General features: G+C 51.5%; 19 protein-coding genes. 15 read left to right on the top strand and 4 right to left on the bottom strand.

The genetic code is table 11. The features are described 5' to 3' along the window. Positions 1 to 52: 52 nt before the first annotated feature. Entirely contained in the window at positions 53 to 1,231 is a 1,179-nt protein-coding gene (gene xylR, locus A7Z06_RS18235; RefSeq protein WP_000494491.1) for a D-xylose utilization transcriptional activator XylR, read from the top strand. Positions 1,232 to 1,416: 185 nt separating this feature from the next. On the opposite strand, the gene A7Z06_RS18230 is transcribed toward xylR, so the two are convergent. Further along, positions 1,417 to 2,241 carry a protein bax gene (locus tag A7Z06_RS18230; protein ID WP_016160045.1) on the bottom strand — a complete coding sequence of 275 codons (825 nt, stop codon included), beginning with the start codon at positions 2,239 to 2,241 and terminating at the stop codon, positions 1,417 to 1,419. A gap of 410 nt (positions 2,242 to 2,651) precedes the next feature. Here A7Z06_RS18230 and malS point away from each other — a divergent pair, with 410 nt between their 5' ends. Next, the gene (malS, locus tag A7Z06_RS18225) at positions 2,652 to 4,682 is read left to right on the top strand and encodes an alpha-amylase (protein ID WP_000761201.1); all 2,031 of its coding nucleotides are present in this window, start codon (positions 2,652 to 2,654) and stop codon (positions 4,680 to 4,682) included. A gap of 176 nt (positions 4,683 to 4,858) precedes the next feature. Continuing rightward, positions 4,859 to 6,112, top strand: coding sequence for a valine--pyruvate transaminase (gene avtA, locus A7Z06_RS18215; protein ID WP_000144359.1), 1,254 nt, complete (start codon positions 4,859 to 4,861; stop codon positions 6,110 to 6,112). Between the two features lie 38 nt (positions 6,113 to 6,150). Here the strand turns inward: avtA and A7Z06_RS18210 are convergent, their stop codons facing one another. Together A7Z06_RS18210 and yiaJ are read right to left on the bottom strand one after the other, a co-directional pair. Then, positions 6,151 to 6,624, bottom strand: a complete 474-nt coding sequence (locus A7Z06_RS18210) for a 4Fe-4S binding protein (RefSeq protein ID WP_010344940.1) — start codon at positions 6,622 to 6,624, stop codon at positions 6,151 to 6,153. Between the two features lie 101 nt (positions 6,625 to 6,725). Beyond that, positions 6,726 to 7,559, bottom strand: a complete 834-nt coding sequence (yiaJ, locus tag A7Z06_RS18205) for an IclR family transcriptional regulator YiaJ (RefSeq protein WP_000516597.1) — start codon at positions 7,557 to 7,559, stop codon at positions 6,726 to 6,728. A 216-nt stretch (positions 7,560 to 7,775) separates the two neighbouring features. On the opposite strand from yiaJ, the gene yiaK reads away from it, so the two are divergent. The 10 genes from yiaK (at position 7,776) to araD (ending at position 16,750) form a co-directional block, all read left to right on the top strand. Beyond that, positions 7,776 to 8,774 carry a 3-dehydro-L-gulonate 2-dehydrogenase gene (yiaK, locus tag A7Z06_RS18200; protein WP_000869059.1) on the top strand — a complete coding sequence of 333 codons (999 nt, stop codon included), beginning with the start codon at positions 7,776 to 7,778 and terminating at the stop codon, positions 8,772 to 8,774. 11 nt (positions 8,775 to 8,785) lie between these two features. Further along, the gene (locus tag A7Z06_RS18195; RefSeq protein ID WP_000576114.1) at positions 8,786 to 9,250 is read left to right on the top strand and encodes a YhcH/YjgK/YiaL family protein; all 465 of its coding nucleotides are present in this window, start codon (positions 8,786 to 8,788) and stop codon (positions 9,248 to 9,250) included. Positions 9,251 to 9,272: 22 nt separating this feature from the next. Next, entirely contained in the window at positions 9,273 to 10,193 is a 921-nt protein-coding gene (locus A7Z06_RS18190; RefSeq protein ID WP_000646711.1) for a DUF4862 family protein, read from the top strand. Positions 10,194 to 10,302: 109 nt separating this feature from the next. After that, a complete protein-coding gene (gene yiaM, locus A7Z06_RS18185; RefSeq protein ID WP_000821448.1) occupies positions 10,303 to 10,770 on the top strand; it encodes a 2,3-diketo-L-gulonate TRAP transporter small permease YiaM in 468 nt (155 codons plus the stop codon). Between the two features lie 2 nt (positions 10,771 to 10,772). Next, positions 10,773 to 12,050: a 2,3-diketo-L-gulonate TRAP transporter large permease YiaN gene (gene yiaN / locus A7Z06_RS18180; protein ID WP_000153842.1), complete on the top strand. Its 1,278-nt coding sequence runs from the start codon at positions 10,773 to 10,775 to the stop codon at positions 12,048 to 12,050. A 12-nt stretch (positions 12,051 to 12,062) separates the two neighbouring features. Continuing rightward, positions 12,063 to 13,049, top strand: coding sequence for a 2,3-diketo-L-gulonate TRAP transporter substrate-binding protein YiaO (gene yiaO, locus A7Z06_RS18175; RefSeq protein WP_000776917.1), 987 nt, complete (start codon positions 12,063 to 12,065; stop codon positions 13,047 to 13,049). A 3-nt stretch (positions 13,050 to 13,052) separates the two neighbouring features. Beyond that, positions 13,053 to 14,549 carry an L-xylulokinase gene (gene lyxK, locus A7Z06_RS18170; RefSeq protein ID WP_000196052.1) on the top strand — a complete coding sequence of 499 codons (1,497 nt, stop codon included), beginning with the start codon at positions 13,053 to 13,055 and terminating at the stop codon, positions 14,547 to 14,549. Further along, a complete protein-coding gene (gene ulaD, locus A7Z06_RS18165) occupies positions 14,546 to 15,208 on the top strand; it encodes a 3-keto-L-gulonate-6-phosphate decarboxylase UlaD (RefSeq protein WP_000089486.1) in 663 nt (220 codons plus the stop codon). Before lyxK ends, ulaD begins: the two co-directional genes overlap by 4 nt. Further along, positions 15,201 to 16,061, top strand: a complete 861-nt coding sequence (locus tag A7Z06_RS18160) for an L-ribulose-5-phosphate 3-epimerase (protein WP_010344934.1) — start codon at positions 15,201 to 15,203, stop codon at positions 16,059 to 16,061. The genes ulaD and A7Z06_RS18160 overlap by 8 nt, the downstream gene beginning before the upstream one ends. Beyond that, positions 16,055 to 16,750 (top strand): L-ribulose-5-phosphate 4-epimerase, encoded by a 696-nt coding sequence (araD, locus tag A7Z06_RS18155; RefSeq protein ID WP_000893127.1) that lies wholly within the window; start codon positions 16,055 to 16,057, stop codon positions 16,748 to 16,750. The genes A7Z06_RS18160 and araD overlap by 7 nt, the downstream gene beginning before the upstream one ends. Before the next feature lie 31 nt (positions 16,751 to 16,781). Here the strand turns inward: araD and A7Z06_RS18150 are convergent, their stop codons facing one another. After that, positions 16,782 to 17,597 carry an AraC family transcriptional regulator gene (locus A7Z06_RS18150; RefSeq protein ID WP_105279526.1) on the bottom strand — a complete coding sequence of 272 codons (816 nt, stop codon included), beginning with the start codon at positions 17,595 to 17,597 and terminating at the stop codon, positions 16,782 to 16,784. Between the two features lie 225 nt (positions 17,598 to 17,822). On the opposite strand from A7Z06_RS18150, the gene A7Z06_RS18145 reads away from it, so the two are divergent. Both A7Z06_RS18145 and A7Z06_RS18140 read left to right on the top strand, forming a co-directional pair. Further along, positions 17,823 to 19,223: an MFS transporter gene (locus A7Z06_RS18145; RefSeq protein ID WP_000204828.1), complete on the top strand. Its 1,401-nt coding sequence runs from the start codon at positions 17,823 to 17,825 to the stop codon at positions 19,221 to 19,223. Positions 19,224 to 19,233: 10 nt separating this feature from the next. Further along, positions 19,234 to 20,766, top strand: a 1,533-nt coding sequence (locus A7Z06_RS18140) for a glycoside hydrolase family 127 protein (protein WP_105279525.1), incomplete at its 3' end; no start/stop codon positions are given.

Genomic DNA, 20,766 nt, shown 5'->3' with positions numbered 1-20,766 from the left:
GGTAACGTATTACCGGTTTTGAGTTTTTACATGATTCAGCAGGAAAAGAACCATGTTTACTAAACGTCATCGCATCACGTTGCTGTTCAATGCTAATAAAGCCTATGACCGTCAAGTAGTAGAAGGTGTAGGGGAATATTTACAGGCGTCGCAATCGGAATGGGATATTTTCATTGAAGAAGATTTCCGCGCCCGCATTGATAAAATCAAGGACTGGTTAGGAGATGGCGTCATCGCCGACTTCGACGATAAACAAATCGAGCAAGCATTGGCTGATGTCAACGTCCCTATTGTTGGCGTTGGTGGCTCGTATCACCTGGCAGAAAGCTATCCGCCCGTACATTACATTGCCACCGATAACTACGCGCTGGTTGAAAGCGCATTTTTGCATTTAAAAGAGAAAGGCGTTAACCGCTTTGCTTTTTATGGTCTGCCAGAGCCGAGCGGCAAACGCTGGGCCGCCGAACGCGAGTATGCCTTTCGCCAGCTTGTGGCTGAAGAGAAGTACCGAGGTGTGGTTTATCAGGGGCTGGAAACCGCACCAGAGAACTGGCAACACGCGCAAAATCGGCTGGCAGACTGGCTGCAAACGCTGCCACCGCAAACAGGAATTATTGCCGTCACTGACGCCCGGGCGCGGCATATTCTGCAAGTATGCGAGCATCTGCACATCCCCGTACCGGAAAAATTATGCGTGATTGGCATAGATAACGAAGAATTGACCCGCTATCTTTCGCGTGTCGCCCTCTCTTCTGTCGCCCAGGGCGCCCGACAAATGGGCTATCAGGCGGCAAAACTTTTGCATCGCTTATTAGATAAAGAAGAGATGCCGTTGCAGCGGATTTTGGTTCCGCCAGTCCGTGTCATCGAACGGCGTTCAACGGATTACCGTTCGCTGACCGATCCCGCCGTTATTCAGGCCATGCATTACATCCGCAATCATGCCTGCAAAGGAATTAAAGTGGATCAGGTTCTGGATGCGGTGGGCATATCGCGATCTAATCTTGAGAAACGGTTTAAAGAAGAAGTGGGTGAAACTATTCACGCCATGATTCATGCCGAAAAGCTGGAGAAAGCGCGCAGCCTGCTGATTTCTACTACCTTGTCGATCAATGAGATATCGCAAATGTGCGGTTATCCATCGCTGCAATACTTCTACTCTGTTTTTAAAAAAGCGTATGACACGACGCCAAAAGAGTATCGCGATGTAAATAGCGAGGTAATGCTGTAGCGGAAGGGGAAAATCCGCCTGGCAACATTTCGTGGTTGTCGGATGCGGCGTGAACGCCTTATCCGACCTACCCGCCAGGCATGATAAGACGCGCCAGCGTCGCATCAGGCAATTCAGCACAACCACCTGATGCGAGCAAAAGCCCTATCCGACCAACAAGCCGGATAAGGCTCAAGGGAATGCAATTACATATGCGCGGCAATTAACCGCTGGTTATCCTGGTACATCGCGAACAGGTAGTTGTTATAGCTCTGCCCTTTCGTGGAATAACCTTTCAGCTTATGAATCATCGCTGTGGCGGTAACTTCCTGATCCGCTTTACGCAATTGTGCACGTGATTTGCGGAAAGAAGCGTAAGCCGGATGCGTATTCAGGTTAGTGACATAGGCGCTCACCGATTCTTTTACAGAACTGAACTGAGAGTACCCCTTCACTTTACCCGGCGCATTGGTACAACGCCCTTTCATGCACTTCATGCCGAACAGGTTGTTGTTGCTACGCGCCAGCTTCGACGTTCCCCAACCGCTTTCTGCGGCAGCCATCGTCGCTACCATACTGGTCGGGATAATGTCTACACGTTCGAGTAGCGTATTCCACGGGATTTTTCGCGTATTACCGGACCACTTCACCTTATAGCGTTTGGCAATGTCTTGTAGACGTGCACGCTCTGAAGGCGACCATTGCCCCTGGTACTGTTTTGAAATCAGCCAGTTACGTTCCGCCGTAATGGCAGCATTTTGGCTGGTAATATAGGGCATTACAGTCCGGAGAAACGCTTTTTTTCTTGGTGTTCCGGAAGGGTATTTTCGCAAATCAGGAAGTGAACTGCTCTTTGCACTATTGCGAGAATACTCTTGTTTACTGCTTACCTGTTTATTACTAGCTTTAGTTAAGTGGGACTTTTGACTCGTTGTTGTCGTGTGCGTCTTCGCTAACACCTCACTCGAAAACACCAGAGTGAGTAACATAAGAATCATCGCCCCATATCGTCGTATGGGAGTCAAAATCATCAGGTCTCCTGATCGGATTTAATCATTCAAACACCTTATACTCGTCATACTTCAAGTTGCCTGTACTGCGTAAACGCTGTTCAAAACGCCATTGGTGTTTTGTCCTGCAACTCGAATGATTTAGAGTAATATTTTTCCCAAATTTGAGAGTTGAATCTCAAATCATATCAAAAATAGCGGTCAAGCGCACCCCAAGGAATAGTCCAAATCTGAAACTATGTCACGTGGTAATGGTTCAGATTGGTGCAAGATCGCAGAAAATGTGGATTTTATCGCAAAATTCAGCCGTTTTTTGCGCGCGATCGCTCACCCCTGCTTCTCATCCTGTGGACTTACTATTCAGGGATGAGCTTTGTCTGGCTATTCGCTGGCAAACTGTCTTAAATCGCAGCAATAAGGACTCACCCGCCATGAAACTTGCCGCCTGTTTTCTGACACTCCTTCCCGGCTTTGCCGTTGCCGCCAACTGGACTTCGCAGGGGTTCCCCATCTTTACCGAACAGGGGACAGGAACATTTGTCAGCCACGCTAAGCTGGCTAAAAGTACGCGTCCACTAACGCTAAATTTTGACCAACAGTGCTGGCAACCAGTGAATGCGATAAAACTCAATCAGATGCTTTCCCTGCAACCTTGCGATAACACACCGCCACAATGGCGATTGTTCAGAGCTGGCGAATATAAGCTGCAAATCGACACCCGCTCCGGCACGCCAACGTTGATGATTTCGATCCCAAACACCGCCGAACCAGTAGCAACCCCAATCCGTGAATGCCCGAAATGGGATGGACGACCACTTACGCTTGATGTCAGTGCCACTTTCCCGGAAGGTGCGGCAATCCGTGATTATTACAGCCAACAAATCGCGACGGTGAAAAACGGTCAAATAACGTTACAACCTGCCGCCACCAGTAACGGCTTGCTACTGCTGGAACGGGCAGAAACTGGCACCTCTGCCCCTTTCGACTGGCATAACGCCACCGTTTACTTTGTGCTGACAGACCGTTTCGAAAACGGCGATCTCAGCAATGACCAGAGCTACGGTCGTCATAAAGACGGTATGGCGGAAATTGGCACTTTTCACGGCGGCGATTTACGCGGCCTGACCAACAAACTGGATTATCTCCAGCAGCTCGGCGTCAATGCCCTATGGATCAGCGCCCCATTTGAGCAAATTCACGGCTGGGTAGGCGGTGGTACAAAAGGCGATTTCCCGCATTATGCCTACCACGGTTATTACACACAGGACTGGACGAATCTTGATGCAAATATGGGCAACGAAGCCGATCTACGGACGCTGGTTGATAGCGCGCACCAGCGCGGTATTCGTATTCTCTTTGATGTGGTGATGAACCATACCGGTTATGCCACGCTGGCGGATATGCAGGAGTATCAGTTTGGCGCGTTATATATTTCTGGTGATGAGCTGAAAAAAACGCTGGGTGACCGCTGGAGCGACTGGAAACCCGCCGCCGGGCAAACCTGGCATAGTTTTAACGATTACATTAATTTCAGCGACAAAACAGGGTGGGATAAATGGTGGGGGAAAAACTGGGTCAGAACGGATATTGGAGATTACGACAATCCTGGATTCGACGATCTCACCATGTCGCTGGCCTTTTTACCGGATATAAAGACCGAATCTACCACCGCTTCAGGTCTGCCGGTGTTCTATAAAAACAAACCGGATACCCACGCTAAAGCCATCGATGGCTATACGCCGCGCGATTATTTAACTCACTGGTTAAGCCAGTGGGTTCGCGACTACGGGATTGATGGTTTTCGGGTCGACACTGCCAAACATGTTGAGTTGCCCGCCTGGCAGCAACTGAAAACTCAGGCCAGCGCCGCACTTAGCGAATGGAAAAAAGCGAATCCCGATAAAGCATTAGATGACAAACCTTTCTGGATGACCGGCGAAGCCTGGGGTCATGGCGTGATGCAAAGTGACTACTATCGCCACGGCTTCGATGCGATGATCAACTTCGATTATCAGGAACAGGCGGCGAAAGCCGTCGATTGTCTGGCGCAGATGGATACCACCTGGCAGCAAATGGCAGATAAATTGCAGGATTTCAACGTGTTGAGCTATCTCTCCTCGCATGATACCCGCCTGTTCCGCGAAGGAGGCGACAAAGCAGCAGAGTTATTGCTATTAGCGCCAGGTGCGGTGCAAATCTTTTATGGCGATGAATCCTCGCGTCCGTTCGGAGCCACCGGCTCAGATCCGCTGCAAGGCACACGCTCGGATATGAACTGGCAGGATGTTAGCGGTAAATCTGCCGCCAGCGTTGCGCACTGGCAACGCCTCGGTCAGTTCCGCGCCCACCATCCAGCGATTGGCGCGGGTAAGCAGACCACATTGCCACTGAAACAAGGTTATGGATTTGTCCGTGAACATGGCAATGATAAAGTGATGGTTGTCTGGGCGGGGCAACAGTAACTTTTTCGGCTTCCCACTTGCAGTATGTCGGGAAGCCGTATTCCAGTATAAAAGACCAGACATATCATAAACCTTAGCATGATACGCCAATCCTCTTGCAGCAACCCGATTTGCACCCCAGCAAATGTAGCGTTATTGTTACTTTCCTTGCTACAGAGTTCGACAGATATCCCGCTATGACATTCTCCCTTTTTGGTGACAAATTTACCCGCCACTCCGGCATTACGCTGCTGATGGAAGATCTGAACGACGGCTTACGCACGCCCGGCGCGATTATGCTCGGCGGCGGCAATCCGGCGCAGATCCCGGAAATGCAGGACTACTTCCAGACGCTGCTGACCGACATGCTGGAAAGCGGCAAAGCCACTGATGCGCTGTGTAATTACGACGGCCCGCAGGGGAAAACGGAGCTACTCACACTACTTGCCGGAATGCTACGCGAGAAGCTGGGTTGGGATATTGAACCACAGAATATTGCACTAACAAACGGCAGCCAGAGCGCGTTTTTCTACTTATTTAATCTGTTTGCCGGACGCCGCGCCGATGGTCGGGTCAAAAAAGTGCTGTTCCCGCTGGCACCAGAATACATTGGCTACGCTGACGCCGGACTGGAAGAAGATCTTTTCGTCTCTGCGCGTCCAAATATTGAACTGCTGCCAGAAGGCCAGTTTAAATACCACGTCGATTTTGAACATCTGCATATTGGCGAAGAGACCGGGATGATTTGCGTCTCCCGTCCAACGAACCCAACAGGCAATGTGATTACTGACGAAGAGTTGCTGAAGCTGGATGCGCTGGCGAATCAACACGGCATTCCGCTGGTGATTGATAACGCTTATGGCGTCCCGTTCCCGGGTATCATCTTCAGCGAAGCGCGCCCGCTGTGGAATCCGAATATCGTACTGTGCATGAGTCTTTCCAAGCTGGGTCTACCAGGCTCCCGCTGCGGCATTATCATCGCCAATGAAAAAATCATCACCGCCATCACGAATATGAACGGCATTATCAGCCTGGCGCCTGGCGGTATTGGTCCGGCGATGATGTGTGAAATGATTAAGCGTAACGATCTGCTGCGCCTGTCAGAAACGGTCATCAAGCCGTTCTACTACCAGCGTGTTCAGGAAACTATCGCCATCATTCGCCGCTATTTACCAGAAGATCGCTGCCTGATTCATAAACCCGAAGGAGCCATTTTCCTCTGGCTATGGTTTAAGGATTTGCCAATTACCACCGAGCAGCTTTACCAGCGCCTGAAAGCGCGCGGCGTGCTGATGGTGCCGGGGCACAACTTCTTCCCTGGGCTGGATAAACCGTGGCCGCATACGCATCAATGTATGCGCATGAACTATGTGCCGGAGCCGGAGAAAATTGAGGCAGGCGTGAAGATTCTGGCGGAAGAGATAGAACGCGCCTGGGCTGAAAGCCATTAATACGCTATTCCGGCGTTGAGAAACGCCGGAATAGCGTTTCAAACAGGCTGCTGCCGTAGCCGATTCCGCTGCACTTTCTCAACATCCATACACTGCAACGCTTTTGTCGGACAGGCTTCAACACAGGCCGGGCCCGTCGTCCGATGCCAGCACAGATCGCACTTAATCGCCCTCGCCTTTGCACGCGATGAAACGACCTCCATCGCGCCAAACGGACATGCCAGCATACAGCTTTTACAGCCAATACAACGTGATTGTTCAACAAAGATATGCCCATGTTCACGACGAATAGCGTCCACAGGGCAAACATTCGCGCAGGGTGCATCTTCACACTGATGACAGGCTACTGCCGTGGTCCAGGTATGGTCTTTGATAACACGAATACGGGAAATAAACTCGCCAGGTAACAACGAAGCGCAATCCTGATTCTCCTGATGCGACACTGCGCAAGCCACTTCACAGGTACGGCAACCGATACATTTCGTCGCATCCGCAATAATAAACCGGTTCATGATCACTCCTTTGCGCTAAAACCGCAGCGTGCCAGAGAGTGCGCCATTATTGCTTTGATCCAACGAAGGAAATATTAAAGTTTTGCCACCTGCCCAAAGCATTATGTGATCGCCCCCTGGTCGTCCCGGACGGTAAATCCCAGTTCATTGGAAATAGCCAGGGCAGTTTCACGCAGCGGTTTCAGGAGATTTTTCACCCCCACCTGTTTCAGGCGTGATGTCGAAAGCGAAATCGACACCGCATACGGCACCCGCCCATGAATATCAAACACCGGAACAGCAATACAGGAGACGCCGAGTTCATTCTCTTCTCTGTCCATCGCCACGCCGCTTTCGCGAATGTGCGCCAGTTCGTCGAACATCGCGGGCAGTTCGGTAATGGTATTGCGGGTTAGCGGCTGGATTTCATTCTGATGGCTTTCCCAATACGATTTCACGTAGTCCTGATGACCAAACGCCATATAAACCTTACCCATCGCCGAACAGTAGAGCGGCATATGCTGACCAATATAGGCACGGGTTCGCAGCATACCGGTAGTAGGTTCCAGTTTATAAATCAAAATAGCGTGATCGTCTTCTCGACTGGAAAAGTTAATGGTTTCACCAGTGGCGATGTTCAGTGCCTCAAGATGCGGCGCGGCGATATGAATGATATTCAGCGAAGACAGCGCCTTCTGCCCGACGGCAATAAATTTTGTGGTCAGGCGATAACTCCCCGCAGCAGGCGCGGTTGTCACATAGCCACAGGACTGTAGTCCCTGCAATAAACGATGGACCGTACTTTTATTTAAGCCAGCCAGTTCAGAGAGATGCGCCAGCGGGCAACCGTTTGGATAGTTGCTCAAAATCTCAATCAGCATCAACCCGCGAAACAGGCTCTGACTTCCAGCCGGACGCTCTTTTTCCTGCGCCAACTCGTGCTCTTTTTTTCCCATCGTTTTCTTCCCCTTTTTATCGCGCCCTGATGGTAACGCAAAGTGTGTCGCAGTTCACGATCTCGACAGATAATTTATAACTATTTGATTTATATGATTTTTGAAAATCATGGTGTGGATTGCTTTGTTAAAAAGCGATCGATATATTTGAAATCAAATTTCGCATAGTGGAATTTTAAGCTAAAAAAGCGATCAACAAACACAAGGAAGCCAGGGATGAAAGTGACATTTGAGCAGTTAAAAACAGCCTTTAATCGGGTATTAATTTCACGTGGCGTTAACAGCGAAACAGCCGATGCCTGTGCAGAGATGTTCGCCCGCACCACCGAATCCGGCGTTTATTCTCATGGCGTTAACCGTTTCCCCCGTTTCATTCAGCAACTGGAAAACGGCGATATCATTCCTGACGCCCAACCCAAACGTATAACCAGCCTCGGCGCGATTGAGCAGTGGGACGCCCGGTGTTCAATCGGTAACCTGACAGCGAAAAAGATGATGGATCGTGCCATTGAACTGGCGGCAACTCACGGGATTGGCCTGGTCGCGTTACGCAATGCCAACCACTGGATGCGCGGCGGCAGCTACGGCTGGCAGGCGGCGGAAAAAGGCTATATCGGCATCTGCTGGACAAACTCCATCGCCGTAATGCCGCCGTGGGGCGCAAAAGAATGTCGCATCGGCACCAACCCACTGATCGTCGCTATTCCCTCTTCACCCATCACCATGGTCGATATGTCGATGTCGATGTTCTCCTACGGCATGTTAGAAGTGAATCGTCTGGCGGGACGCGAGCTGCCGGTCGATGGTGGCTTTGATGATGAGGGTAATTTGACCAAAGAACCTGGCGTTATCGAGAAGAATCGCCGCATTTTGCCGATGGGCTACTGGAAAGGTTCTGGCATGTCGATTGTGCTGGATATGATCGCTACTCTCCTTTCCGACGGCGCATCGGTTGCTGAAGTCACCCAGGACAACAGCGACGAGTACGGCATTTCACAAATCTTTATTGCCATTGAAGTGGATAAACTGATCGACGGTTCCACCCGCGACGCCAAACTGCAACGCATCATGGATTACGTTACCAGTGCCGAACGCGCAGACGAAAACCAGGCCATTCGTTTACCCGGCCACGAATTTACCACTCTACTGGCAGAAAACCGTCGTAACGGTATTACTGTGGATGACAGCGTATGGGCAAAAATCCAGGCATTATAAGGAGATAGACCATGATATTTGGACATATCACACAACCTAATCCGTGCCGTTTGCCCGCTGCCATTGAAAAGGCGCTCGATTTTCTACGCACCACCGATTTCAACGCCCTGGCGCCGGGCGTTGTCGAAATCGACGGCAAGAATATTTTTGCGCAAATTATCGATTTAACCACACGCGAGGCGGTGGAAAACCGTCCTGAGGTTCATCGTCGCTATCTGGATATTCAGTTTCTGGCCTGGGGCGAAGAGAAAATCGGTGTAGCCATTGATACCGGGAATAATAAAGTCAGCGAATCACTATTAGAGCAACGCGATATTATTTTTTATCACGATAGTGAACATGAATCATTTATAGAAATGATACCGGGTAGCTACGCTATTTTCTTCCCACAGGATGTTCATCGACCGGCATGTAATAAAAATGCCCCTACGGCAATCCGCAAAATCGTGGTTAAAGTCGCCCTCTGCGCTTTATAAAAAGTTATTACTGGAGCACAAAATGAAAGCGAATAATACCGGTTATATTATCGGTGCGTATCCCTGTGCACCCTCTTTTCACCAAAGAAGTGAAGAGGAAGAGAAGGTATTCTGGCGACAATTATCAGATACCCCTGATATTCGTGGGCTGGAACAACCCTGCCTGGAAAACTTCCACCCGCTGGGCGACCAATGGTTGCTACGTCATACGCCAGAAAGCTGGAGATTTGTCGTCACCGCTGTGATGGAAACCATGCGTCGCCGCAGCGAAAACAACGGTTTTGGCCTCGCCTCCAGCGATGAAGATCAACGCAAGGCCTGCGTGGCGTACTATCGCCACCTGTTCCATAAAATCAACTCATTGCAGGCTAATAAAGTGCTCGCACTAGAGATCCAGGCCGCACCGTTAGCAACGAATCCCAATATTATGCAAGCGACGGATGCCTTTGCCCGCTCGTTGAAAGAAATCGCCAGTTGGGACTGGCCCTGCAAACTGGTGCTGGAACACTGCGACGCCATGACGTCTGCCGCTCCCCGCAAAGGCTTTTTGCCTTTGGAAAAGGTGCTGGAAGTCATTGCCGATTATGACGTCAGCATCTGTATCAACTGGGCGCGCTCCGCCATTGAAGGGCGCAATACAGCGTTGCCGCTGACCCATACCCAAATGGCGAAACAGGCCGGGAAACTCGGCGCGTTGATGTTCTCTGGTACAACGCTAAACGGAGCATACGGAGAATGGCAGGATTTACACGCGCCGTTTGCACCATTCTGTGCAGAAAGCCTGATGACCACAGATCACGTTCGCGAGTTATTTAATGCAGCAGAACCGTCAACATTGCATTTTGCTGGCATCAAGCTGCTAGAAATAAATGAATCGGCTGATGTACAGCATCGCATCGATATATTACGTAACGGTATTCACTCTCTGAATGAATCTATTTAAAACGATTCATTTATTTTGCCAAATTCTAATTAGTCGTTTTCCAATAAATATTACGAATACCAACAGCATTAATTAATGAAAACATATTACATAACAAGAAGGACTCGTTATGAAACGGATACTCGAAGGCATTCTTGCGCTCATCATCGCAATACTGTCTTGTATTATTTTTATTAATATAATTCTTCGATATGGATTTCACACAAGCATATTATCGATTGATGAATTATCCCGGCTTTTATTTGTCTGGTTAACCTTTATTGGCGCTATCGTTGCTTATATGGACAACAGCCATGTGCAGGTTACTTTTTTAGTCGAAAAACTCTCTCCCGCTAATCAACAACGTGTTTCGCTGCTAACCCATACGCTCATTTTATTACTGTGTCTGGGTCTGGCCTGGGGTGCAATAGAAAAAACGTCACAGGACTGGAGTAACTTATCACCCATTCTCGGCGTACCCGTTGGCTTAATGTACGCCGCCGCTATCCCCACCAGCCTGATTATCGCATTACTGGAATTGCGTCACTTATACCGGCAGTTCACAAATACCACCAGCCAAAACCAACAAGGAGTCTGACGATGACAATTCTTATATTTATTGTCAGTTTGTTAGGCGCTATCGCGATTGGTGTTCCCATTGCCTGGGCATTATTACTGTGCGGCATCTCACTGATGTTCTGGATGGATATCTTTGATGTGCAAATTCTGGCACAAACGCTGGTAAATGGCGCAGACAGCTTCTCTCTGTTAGCCATTCCCTTCTTTGTGCTGGCAGGTGAGATCATGAACGCGGGCGGCCTGTCGCAACGTATTGTCGACCTGCCAATGAAACTGGTGGGTCACAGACCTGGTGGTCTGGGTTACGTTGGCGTGCTGGCGGCAATGATCATGGCAAGCCTTTCCGGTTCTGCGGTTGCCGATACCGCAGCCGTCGCGGCGCTGCTGGTGCCAATGATGCGTCAGGCCAACTATCCGGTAAATCGCGCCGCCGGGCTTATCGGTTCCGGCGGGATTATTGCAGCCATTATCCCTCCCTCTATTCCACTCATTATCTTCGGCGTCTCCAGCGGACTCTCCATCAGCAAACTATTTATGGCGGGCATAGCGCCGGGCGTCATGATGGGCGTCACGCTGATGGTTACCTGGTGGTGGCAGGCAAAACGACTGAATTTACCTTGTCAGCCGAAAGCCTCACTGCGGGAAGTCTGGCAATCCTTAATTTCCGGTATTTGGGCGCTCTTTTTACCGATAATTATTATTGGCGGTTTCCGTTCGGGGTTATTCACACCCACCGAAGCAGGCGCGGTTGCCGCCTTCTACGCCCTGTTCGTCTCGGTAGTGGTCTATCGCGAAATGACCTTCTCCACGCTTTATCATGTACTGATTAACGCGGCGAAAACCACATCCGTGGTCATGTTCCTGGTGGCCTCTGCTGCGGTATCTGCATGGCTTATTACTATCGCCGAATTACCCATGATGGTATCGGAGCTATTACAACCGTTGGTTGATTCGCCCCGCTTATTATTCATCGTCATTATGCTCGCCATTATGGTGATCAGTACGGTCATGGACTTAACGCCTACCGTATTAATTCTTACGCCAGTATTAATGCCATTAGTGAAAGAAGCAGGAATAGATCCGGTCTATTTCGGCATCATGTTTATTATCAACTGTTCAATATCACTGATTACGCCTCCAGTCGGTAACGTTCTTAACGTGGTATGCGGCGTGGCGAAACTTAAATTTGACGATGCGGTAAAAGGCGTCGCGCCTTACGTCATGGTTTTATTCATGTTGTTAGCATTATTTATTTTTATACCGGAGCTTATTACCGCTCCTCTTAAATGGATGAGTTAAAAGGAAATCATAATGAAATTACGTTCTGTAACCTACGCTTTATTATTTGCCGGAGTGGCGGCGTTCAGCACATCTTCTCTGGCGGCACAATCATTACGTTTCGGTTATGAAACCTCGCAAACCGACTCGCAACATATTGCGGCGAAAAAATTCAATGAATTATTACAGGAAAAAACCAAAGGCGAACTGAAATTAAAACTGTTCCCGGATAGCACCCTCGGTAATGCGCAGGCGATGATCAGCGGCGTGCGCGGCGGCACTATTGATATGGAGATGTCTGGCTCCAATAACTTTACGGGACTCTCGCCCGTCATCAACCTGCTCGATGTCCCTTTCCTGTTCCGCGATACCGCTCACGCGCATAAAACGCTCGACGGCAAAGTCGGGGATGACCTGAAAGTCTCCCTTGAAAGTAAAGGGCTGAAAGTGCTGGCTTACTGGGAAAACGGCTGGCGCGATGTCACCAACTCGCGTGCACCGGTTAAAACGCCTACCGACCTGAAAGGGCTGAAGATCCGTACCAACAATAGCCCAATGAATATTGCCGCATTCAAAGTTTTTGGCGCTAACCCGATCCCGATGCCGTTTGCCGAAGTCTATACCGGGCTGGAAACCCGCACTATCGACGCTCAGGAACACCCGATCAACGTCGTCTGGTCAGCAAAATTTTATGAAGTGCAGAAGTACCTTTCTCTGACGCACCACGCCTATTCCCCGCTTCTGGTGGTAATCAACAAAGCGAAGTTTGATGGCTTAACCCCAGAGTTCCAGCAGGCACTGATCTCATCTGCGCAAGAAGCGGGTAACTACCAGCGCAAACTGGTCGCCGAAGATCAGCAAAAAATCATCGACGGCATGAAAGACGCGGGCGTGGAAGTGATTACCGATCTCGACCGCAAAGCCTTTAGCGACGCGCTGGGTAATCAGGTTCGCGACATGTTTGTTAAAGATGTTCCGCAGGGCGCTGATCTGCTGAAAGCCGTGGATGAGGTGCAATAAACCATGACGCAATACTGGCTGGGGTTAGATTGTGGTGGTAGCTGGCTGAAAGCCGGGCTGTATGACCGCGAAGGCCGGGAGGCGGGCGTGCAGCGCCTGCCGCTGTGCGCATTAAGCCCGCAGCCAGGCTGGGCAGAGCGCGATATGGCAGAACTGTGGCAATGCTGCATGGCTGTCATTCGCGCCCTGCTTACTCATTCTGGCGTTAGCGGGGAACAAATAGTTGGTATCGGTATCTCCGCACAGGGAAAGGGTTTGTTTTTGCTGGATAAAAACGACAAGCCGCTCGGTAACGCTATTTTGTCCTCGGATCGCCGGGCGATAGAAATCGTTCGTTGCTGGCAGGAAGATGGCATCCCGGAAAAACTCTACCCGCTGACCCGACAAACCTTGTGGACCGGGCATCCGGTGTCGCTGTTACGCTGGCTGAAAGAGCACGAACCGGAACGCTACGCGCAAATTGGCTGCGTGATGATGACGCACGACTACCTGCGCTGGTGTTTAACCGGCGTCAAAGGTTGTGAAGAGAGCAATATTTCTGAGTCCAATCTCTACAACATGAGTCGTGGGGAATATGATCCGTGCCTCACCGATTGCCTGGGGATCGGTGAAATCAATCACGCCCTGCCGCCTGTTGTTGGATCTGCCGAAATCTGCGGGGGGATCACCGCTCAGACAGCCGCACTGACCGGTCTGCAAGCGGGTACGCCCGTTGTCGGCGGCCTGTTTGATGTGGTTTCCACCGCACTTTGTGCCGGGATCGAAGACGAATCCACCCTCAATGCGGTAATGGGAACCTGGGCGGTGACCAGCGGCATAACCAGCGGTTTACGTGACGGTGAAGCGCATCCGTATGTCTATGGTCGCTATGTTAATGACGGTCAATTTATCGTTCACGAAGCCAGCCCTACCTCTTCCGGCAATCTCGAATGGTTTACCGCGCAGTGGGGAGAAATCTCTTTTGCTGAGATTAATCAGGCCGTTGCCAGCTTGCCGAAAGCCAGAGGCGATCTGTTTTTCCTGCCGTTCCTGTACGGCAGCAACGCCGGACTTGAGATGACCAGCGGTTTCTACGGGATGCAGGCCATTCACACCCGCGCGCACCTGTTGCAGGCCATTTATGAAGGCGTGGTGTTCAGCCACATGACCCACCTCAACCGGATGCGTGAACGTTTTACCGCTGTTCACACCCTGCGCGTGACTGGCGGTCCTGCGCACTCCGATGTCTGGATGCAAATGCTGGCAGACGTCAGCGGTCTGCGTATCGAGCTGCCGCAGGTGGAAGAAACGGGATGCTTTGGCGCGGCGCTCGCTGCCCGTGTCGGCACGGGCGTATATCACAACTTCAGCGAAGCCCAGCGCAACTTGCAACATCCGGTACGCACATTGCTGCCGGACATGACCGCTCATCAGCATTACCAGCAAAAATATCAACGCTATCAGCAACTCATTGCCGCACTCCAGGGTTATCACACCCGCATTAAGGAACACACATTATGAGCAGACCACTTCTGCAACTGGCTCTCGACCACTCATCACTTGAAGCCGCGCAGCGCGACGTGACGCTGTTAAAGGACAGTGTCGATATCGTCGAAGCGGGCACCATTCTCTGTTTAAACGAAGGGCTTGGCGCGGTGAAAGCCTTGCGTGAACAGTGCCCGGACAAAATCATCGTTGCTGACTGGAAGGTCGCCGACGCGGGTGAAACGCTCGCGCAACAGGCGTTTGGCGCAGGCGCTAACTGGATGACCATCATCTGCGCCGCACCGCTCGCGACGGTGGAAAAAGGCCACGCCATGGCGCAACGCTGCGGTGGTGAAATTCAGATAGAGCTATTCGGTAACTGGACGCTGGACGACGCCCGCGACTGGCATCGTATTGGCGTGCGGCAGGCCATTTATCATCGTGGTCGTGATGCACAGGCCAGCGGGCAGCAATGGGGCGAGGCCGATCTGGCACGCATGAAGGCGCTTTCTGATATCGGCCTCGAACTTTCTATTACCGGCGGGATTACCCCTGCTGACCTGCCGCTGTTTAAAGATATCCGCGTGAAAGCGTTTATTGCCGGGCGCGCACTGGCGGGCGCTACCAATCCAGCGCAGGTTGCCGCTGATTTTCATGCACAAATTGACACAATCTGGGGAGGTGCTCGTGCGTAGTCATCCGTTAGGGATTTATGAAAAGGCGCTGGCGAAAGATCTCTCCTGGCCGGAGCGGCTGGTGCTGGCAAAAAGCTGTGGTTTTGATTTTGTCGAAATGTCAGTGGATGAAACCGATGAACGTCTGTCACGCCTTGACTGGAGCGCCGCACAACGTGCTTCGCTGGTTACCGCGATGATCGAAACGGGCGTTGCTATTCCGTCAATGTGCCTGTCTGCCCATCGCCGTTTTCCTTTTGGCAGCCGGGACGAGGCGGTGCGCGAACGGGCGCGGGAAATCATGAGTAAAGCGATTCGTCTGGCGCGCGATCTCGGCATTCGCACCATCCAGCTGGCAGGTTATGACGTCTATTACGAAGACCACGACGAAGGCACCCAACAACGTTTTGCTGAAGGGCTGGCGTGGGCGGTCGAACAGGCGGCGGCATCACAAGTAATGCTGGCGGTGGAGATTATGGATACCGCGTTTATGAACTCCATCAGCAAATGGAAAAAATGGGACGAGATGCTCGCCTCGCCGTGGTTCACCGTCTACCCGGACGTCGGCAACCTCAGCGCCTGGGGCAATGATGTTCCCGCCGAACTGAAACTGGGCATTGACCGTATCGCCGCGATCCACCTGAAAGACACCCAGCCAGTCACCGAGCAAAGCCCCGGACAGTTCCGTGATGTGCCGTTTGGCGAAGGCTGCGTCGATTTCGTTGGCATCTTTAAAACGCTGCATGAACTGAACTATCGCGGTTCTCTCCTGATTGAGATGTGGACCGAAAAAGCCAAAGAGCCGGTGCTGGAGATTATTCAGGCGCGGCGCTGGATTGAAGCGCGTATGCAGGAGGCCGGGTTTATATGTTAGAGCAACTGAAAGCCGACGTGCTGGCGGCGAATCTGGCGCTTCCCGCTCACCATCTGGTGACGTTCACCTGGGGCAATGTCAGCGCGGTAGACGAAATGCGGCAATGGATGGTAATCAAACCTTCCGGCGTCGAGTACGACGTGATGACCGCCGACGATATGGTGGTGGTGGAAATAACCAGCGGTAAGGTGGTGGAAGGTAGCAAAAAGCCCTCTTCCGACACGCCAACGCATCTGGCGCTTTATCGCCGCTATGCCGAAATCGGCGGCATTGTGCATACCCACTCGCGCCACGCCACCATCTGGTCACAGGCCGGGATTGATCTCCCTGCCTGGGGCACGACTCACGCTGACTATTTTTACGGTGCGATCCCCTGCACGCGTCAGTTGACCGCAGAGGAGATCAACGGCGAGTATGAATACCAGACTGGCGAAGTGATCATTAAAACCTTCGAAGAGCGCGGCAGGAGTCCAGCACAAATCCCGGCGATACTGGTGCATTCTCACGGCCCGTTCGCATGGGGGAAAAACGCCACTGACGCGGTACATAATGCCGTGGTGCTGGAAGAGTGCGCGTATATGGGGCTGTTCTCGCGCCAGCTCGCGCCGCAGCTTCCTGCCATGCAAAATGAACTGCTGGATAAGCACTATCTGCGTAAGCACGGGGCTAATGCCTATTACGGGCAGTAATCTCTCACGCCGGGGCTTTATCGCCCTGGAGCTACGAATTAATATGCTCCTTGCTGTAACGCCGCTTCCACGCTGCTGGCGTTAAACCGGTGTGCTTGCGAAAAATCTGCCGGAAATAGCCAACGTCATTAAACCCGCACAACGCCGCCACTTCCGTGAGCGATCGCGCTTCGCTAATTAACAGCTTTTCGGCTTCGCGCACCCGCTGGCGGTGGATTGCTTCTGTTAACGTCAGATGAAACACCCGCCGGTAGACACGCCCAAGATAATCGGCATTGCAGTACAGCTCGCGGGCTAAAAGCGCCGTAGAAAGCGGGCGATGATATTGCGTGCGGATCAGTTTCTGCGCTTTCCAGGCAAGGGTAGTACCTGCGCCATCGGCCTGTTCATCAAGACGCGCGTCACGGGTGAGTTGCTGCAAAATCAGCAGCACAATAAACTCCAGCGCCGGAGTGCGTTGATGCTTTTCCTGCTCGCTTAAAAACTGGCGAAACAGTGCACTCAACGCCTGAGGGTCGGCGACTTTGGTTTGCTGCGGCACGCTAAGATGAGTGAGCCAGCGTGGATCGTTGTCCGGCGCTTTAACCTCAAAATGCAGCCAGTAAAATTTGAGATCGGCGGGAAAATCCTCCACCCCAACATGCTGTCGGTTCGGCCAGAGTAATAAACTCTCTCCCGCATCGACCAGAAATATCCGTTCTTCTTCCTGAATCGCTAATCGACCTTTTTCGACAAAGATAATTTCCCATGACTCCAGCCGCCTTGCCGGATGCCTCCCTACGCCACGGGAAATAAATAATCCACCATTTTGCACTTTAATCGGTAACGTCATGGATAATTCAAGCATTGATATGTAATTTCCCGCTTATTCATTAATGATGAAACACATTACCTTTTGATTATTAATCAAAAATATTAATTTCACCTGATCCATTTCACACTTTTAAATTCAGGTCGGAATCGTCACCTTTTTTTACTCTTTTCTCGCCTTGTTGATATTCCCGTTCACGGCAGAATTAATAAGGTCATTTCAATAAAACAAAAAATTGCTCCCTATTCACGAGGAATATCTATGACCTCTACACCGATTACTACCGCTGATATCGCTAAAGGTAAAATTGACGATGCGTTATCTGTACGGGAAAAAATAGGCTACGGCCTGGGTGACGCAGGCGGCACCGTAATAACTTGCCTGATCATGAATTTTCTCACCTTTTTCTACACCGACGTTTTTGGATTAACTCCGGCGCTGGTTGGCACGCTGTTTATTGCACTGCGCGTGTTTGATGCCATCTCCGACCCGGTGATGGGCGTCATTGCCGACCGGACGCAAAGTCGCTGGGGGCGCTTTCGTCCGTGGCAGCTATGGATTGCCGTCCCTATTGGCATTATCGGCATCCTGACGTTCACCGTGCCAGATGCCAGCATGGGAGTAAAAATCGCCTGGGCGTTCGGTACTTACCTGCTCCTTTCAGTCGGTTATACCGCCATCAACGTACCGTACTGCGCGCTGATCAACACCATGACCACCCGCCACAATGAAGTGATCTCCTGCCAGTCCTGGCGATTCGTTCTCTGTGGCGTAGCGGGATTTCTGGTTTCGGTAGGCTTACCATGGATGGTAGATCTCTTCGGTCAGGGTAATGCCGCGCGCGGCTATCAACTGGGCGTCGGCGTATTGTGCGCCATTGCCGTGGTGATGTTCCTGTGTTGTTTTTTCTGGATTCGTGAACGGGTGCCGCTCTCCACAATGGGGAAATTTACCCTGCGCGAACATCTTGCCGGGCTGCGTAACAACGACCAACTGCTGCTGATGCTGGTCATGTCTTTCCTGCTGATTAACGTCTTTAATATTCGCGGCGGTGGGTATATGTACTTCATTACCTACGTCTTACAAGGCAGTACGGGCTACACGTCGCTGTTCTTCACCATGGTCACCTTCGCCTCCATTATCGGCTCGGTGATTGTCAGCCCGTTAACGCGGCGTTTCGATACCGTCAAAATTTACTACTACACCAACCTGCTCCTCGCTGCGCTGGCAGTGTTGATGTGGTTCCTGCCCTCCGGCCCGGCTTATCAAACGCTGTGGCTGGCGGTGATCCTCGGCAACGGCGTGATTCTCGGCTTTACTCTACCGCTGCACTTCTCGCTGATGGCTTTTGCCGATGACTATGGCGAATGGAAAACCCGTGTGCGTTCCTCCGGCATGAACTTTGCTTTTAACTTGTTTTTCATCAAGTTGGCCTGGGCCTCCAGCGCCGGGATCATCAGCCTGCTATTTATTTTTGTTGCCTATCAACCTGGCGTAGAAAACCAGACCGCCAGTTCGCTGGGCGGGATCACAGCAATGGAAACACTGCTGCCTGCGCTGTTCCACCTGCTGCTGGCGCTGGCAATCCGCTTTTGCAAACTCAATAACCCTATGATGTCACGCATTGCTACCGACCTGCGTCAGCGTCATGTCCAGCCTTAAGGAGCACAAGATGAACATTTCGGAAGTCGATCTGCACAAACTGACGGTTAGCGATCCGTTCCTCGGTCAATATCAGCAATTGGTACGCGACGTGGTGATTCCTTATCAATGGGATGCGTTAAACGATCGCATTCCCGAAGCGGAACCCAGCCATGCGATTGAAAACTTTCGCATTGCCGCCGGACTGCAAGACGGGGAGTTTTACGGGATGGTATTTCAGGATAGCGACGTCGCCAAATGGCTGGAAGCGGTAGCCTGGTCGCTGTGCCAGAAGCCGGACGCCGAACTGGAAAAAACCGCTGACGAGGTAATCGAACTGGTCGCCTCCGCCCAGTGCGAAGATGGCTATCTCAATACTTACTTTACGGTGCAAGCACCGGAAGAACGCTGGAGCAATCTGGCGGAGTGCCATGAACTCTACTGCGCCGGTGATCTGATTGAAGCCGGAGTCGCCTTCTTCCAGGCCACGGGTAAGCGGCGCTTGCTGGAGGTGGTTTGCCGTCTGGCCGATCATATTGACAGCGTATTTGGCCCAGATGAAAGTAAGTTACACGGTTATCCTGGTCACCCGGAAATTGAACTGGCACTGATGCGTCTGTATGAAGTGACCGAAGAACCGCGCTACCTGGCACTGACGAACTATTTTGTCGAACAGCGTGGCGCACAGCCGCACTTTTACGACCAGGAGTATGATAAACGCGGGCAGACTTCGCACTGGCACACCTACGGCCCGGCGTGGATGGTGAAAGACAAAGCCTACAGCCAGGCGCATTTGCCCATCGCACAGCAGCACACCGCCATCGGCCATGCAGTACGCTTTGTCTACCTGATGACTGGCGTCGCACATCTGGCGCGTTTAAGTCACGATGAAAGCAAGCGTCAGGACTGTCTGCGGCTGTGGAACAATATGGCCCAGCGTCAGTTATATATTACCGGCGGCATTGGCTCGCAGGGCAGCGGCGAGGCGTTCAGCAGTGATTACGATCTGCCGAATGACACGGTTTACGCCGAAAGTTGTGCTTCCATCGGCCTGATGATGTTTGCCCGGCGAATGCTGGAAATGGAAGGAGACAGTCAGTATGCCGATGTGATGGAGCGCGCGCTGTACAACACCGTACTCGGCGGTATGGCGCTGGATGGTAAACATTTCTTCTACGTGAATCCGCTGGAAGTTCATCCCAAAACCTTAAAATTCAACCATATCTACGATCATGTTAAACCGATCCGCCAGCGTTGGTTTGGTTGCGCTTGTTGTCCGCCAAATATCGCCCGCGTGCTAACCTCGATTGGTCATTATCTCTACACGCCGCGTGAAGATGCGTTGTATATCAACATGTACGCGGGAAACAGTATGGAAGTGCCGGTAGAAAATGGCACGCTGCGCCTGCGGGTTAGCGGGAACTATCCGTGGCATGAACAGGTGACGATTGCGGTTGAATCTCCGCAGCCGGTGCGTCATACCCTGGCTTTACGTCTGCCGGACTGGTGCACGCAGCCACAGGTCACATTGAATGGAGAAGTCGTCGAGCAGGATATTCGTAAA

Source organism: Escherichia sp. MOD1-EC6819 (assembly GCF_002965765.1).
In the GTDB taxonomy this organism is placed as follows: Bacteria; Pseudomonadota; Gammaproteobacteria; order Enterobacterales; family Enterobacteriaceae; genus Escherichia; species Escherichia ruysiae.
The sequence above is the reverse complement of the archived record's forward strand: the minus strand, read 5'-3'. Positions and strand labels throughout refer to the sequence as shown.

Bases quoted from the DNA above. Each gene is read 5' to 3' on its own strand.
- xylR (WP_000494491.1), top strand. From the start codon at position 53: ATGTTTACTAAACGTCATCGCATCACGTTGCTGTTCAATGCTAATAAA.
- yiaK (WP_000869059.1), top strand. From the start codon at position 7,776: ATGAAAGTGACATTTGAGCAGTTAAAAACAGCCTTTAATCGGGTATTA.
- araD (WP_000893127.1), top strand. From the start codon at position 16,055: ATGTTAGAGCAACTGAAAGCCGACGTGCTGGCGGCGAATCTGGCGCTT.
- lyxK (WP_000196052.1), top strand. From the start codon at position 13,053: ATGACGCAATACTGGCTGGGGTTAGATTGTGGTGGTAGCTGGCTGAAA.
- A7Z06_RS18145 (WP_000204828.1), top strand. From the start codon at position 17,823: ATGACCTCTACACCGATTACTACCGCTGATATCGCTAAAGGTAAAATT.
- A7Z06_RS18230 (WP_016160045.1), bottom strand. From the start codon at position 2,241: ATGATTTTGACTCCCATACGACGATATGGGGCGATGATTCTTATGTTA.
- avtA (WP_000144359.1), top strand. From the start codon at position 4,859: ATGACATTCTCCCTTTTTGGTGACAAATTTACCCGCCACTCCGGCATT.
- yiaJ (WP_000516597.1), bottom strand. From the start codon at position 7,559: ATGGGAAAAAAAGAGCACGAGTTGGCGCAGGAAAAAGAGCGTCCGGCT.
- A7Z06_RS18195 (WP_000576114.1), top strand. From the start codon at position 8,786: ATGATATTTGGACATATCACACAACCTAATCCGTGCCGTTTGCCCGCT.
- A7Z06_RS18150 (WP_105279526.1), bottom strand. From the start codon at position 17,597: ATGCTTGAATTATCCATGACGTTACCGATTAAAGTGCAAAATGGTGGA.
- yiaN (WP_000153842.1), top strand. From the start codon at position 10,773: ATGACAATTCTTATATTTATTGTCAGTTTGTTAGGCGCTATCGCGATT.
- ulaD (WP_000089486.1), top strand. From the start codon at position 14,546: ATGAGCAGACCACTTCTGCAACTGGCTCTCGACCACTCATCACTTGAA.
- malS (WP_000761201.1), top strand. From the start codon at position 2,652: ATGAAACTTGCCGCCTGTTTTCTGACACTCCTTCCCGGCTTTGCCGTT.
- A7Z06_RS18210 (WP_010344940.1), bottom strand. From the start codon at position 6,624: ATGAACCGGTTTATTATTGCGGATGCGACGAAATGTATCGGTTGCCGT.
- yiaM (WP_000821448.1), top strand. From the start codon at position 10,303: ATGAAACGGATACTCGAAGGCATTCTTGCGCTCATCATCGCAATACTG.
- A7Z06_RS18190 (WP_000646711.1), top strand. From the start codon at position 9,273: ATGAAAGCGAATAATACCGGTTATATTATCGGTGCGTATCCCTGTGCA.
- yiaO (WP_000776917.1), top strand. From the start codon at position 12,063: ATGAAATTACGTTCTGTAACCTACGCTTTATTATTTGCCGGAGTGGCG.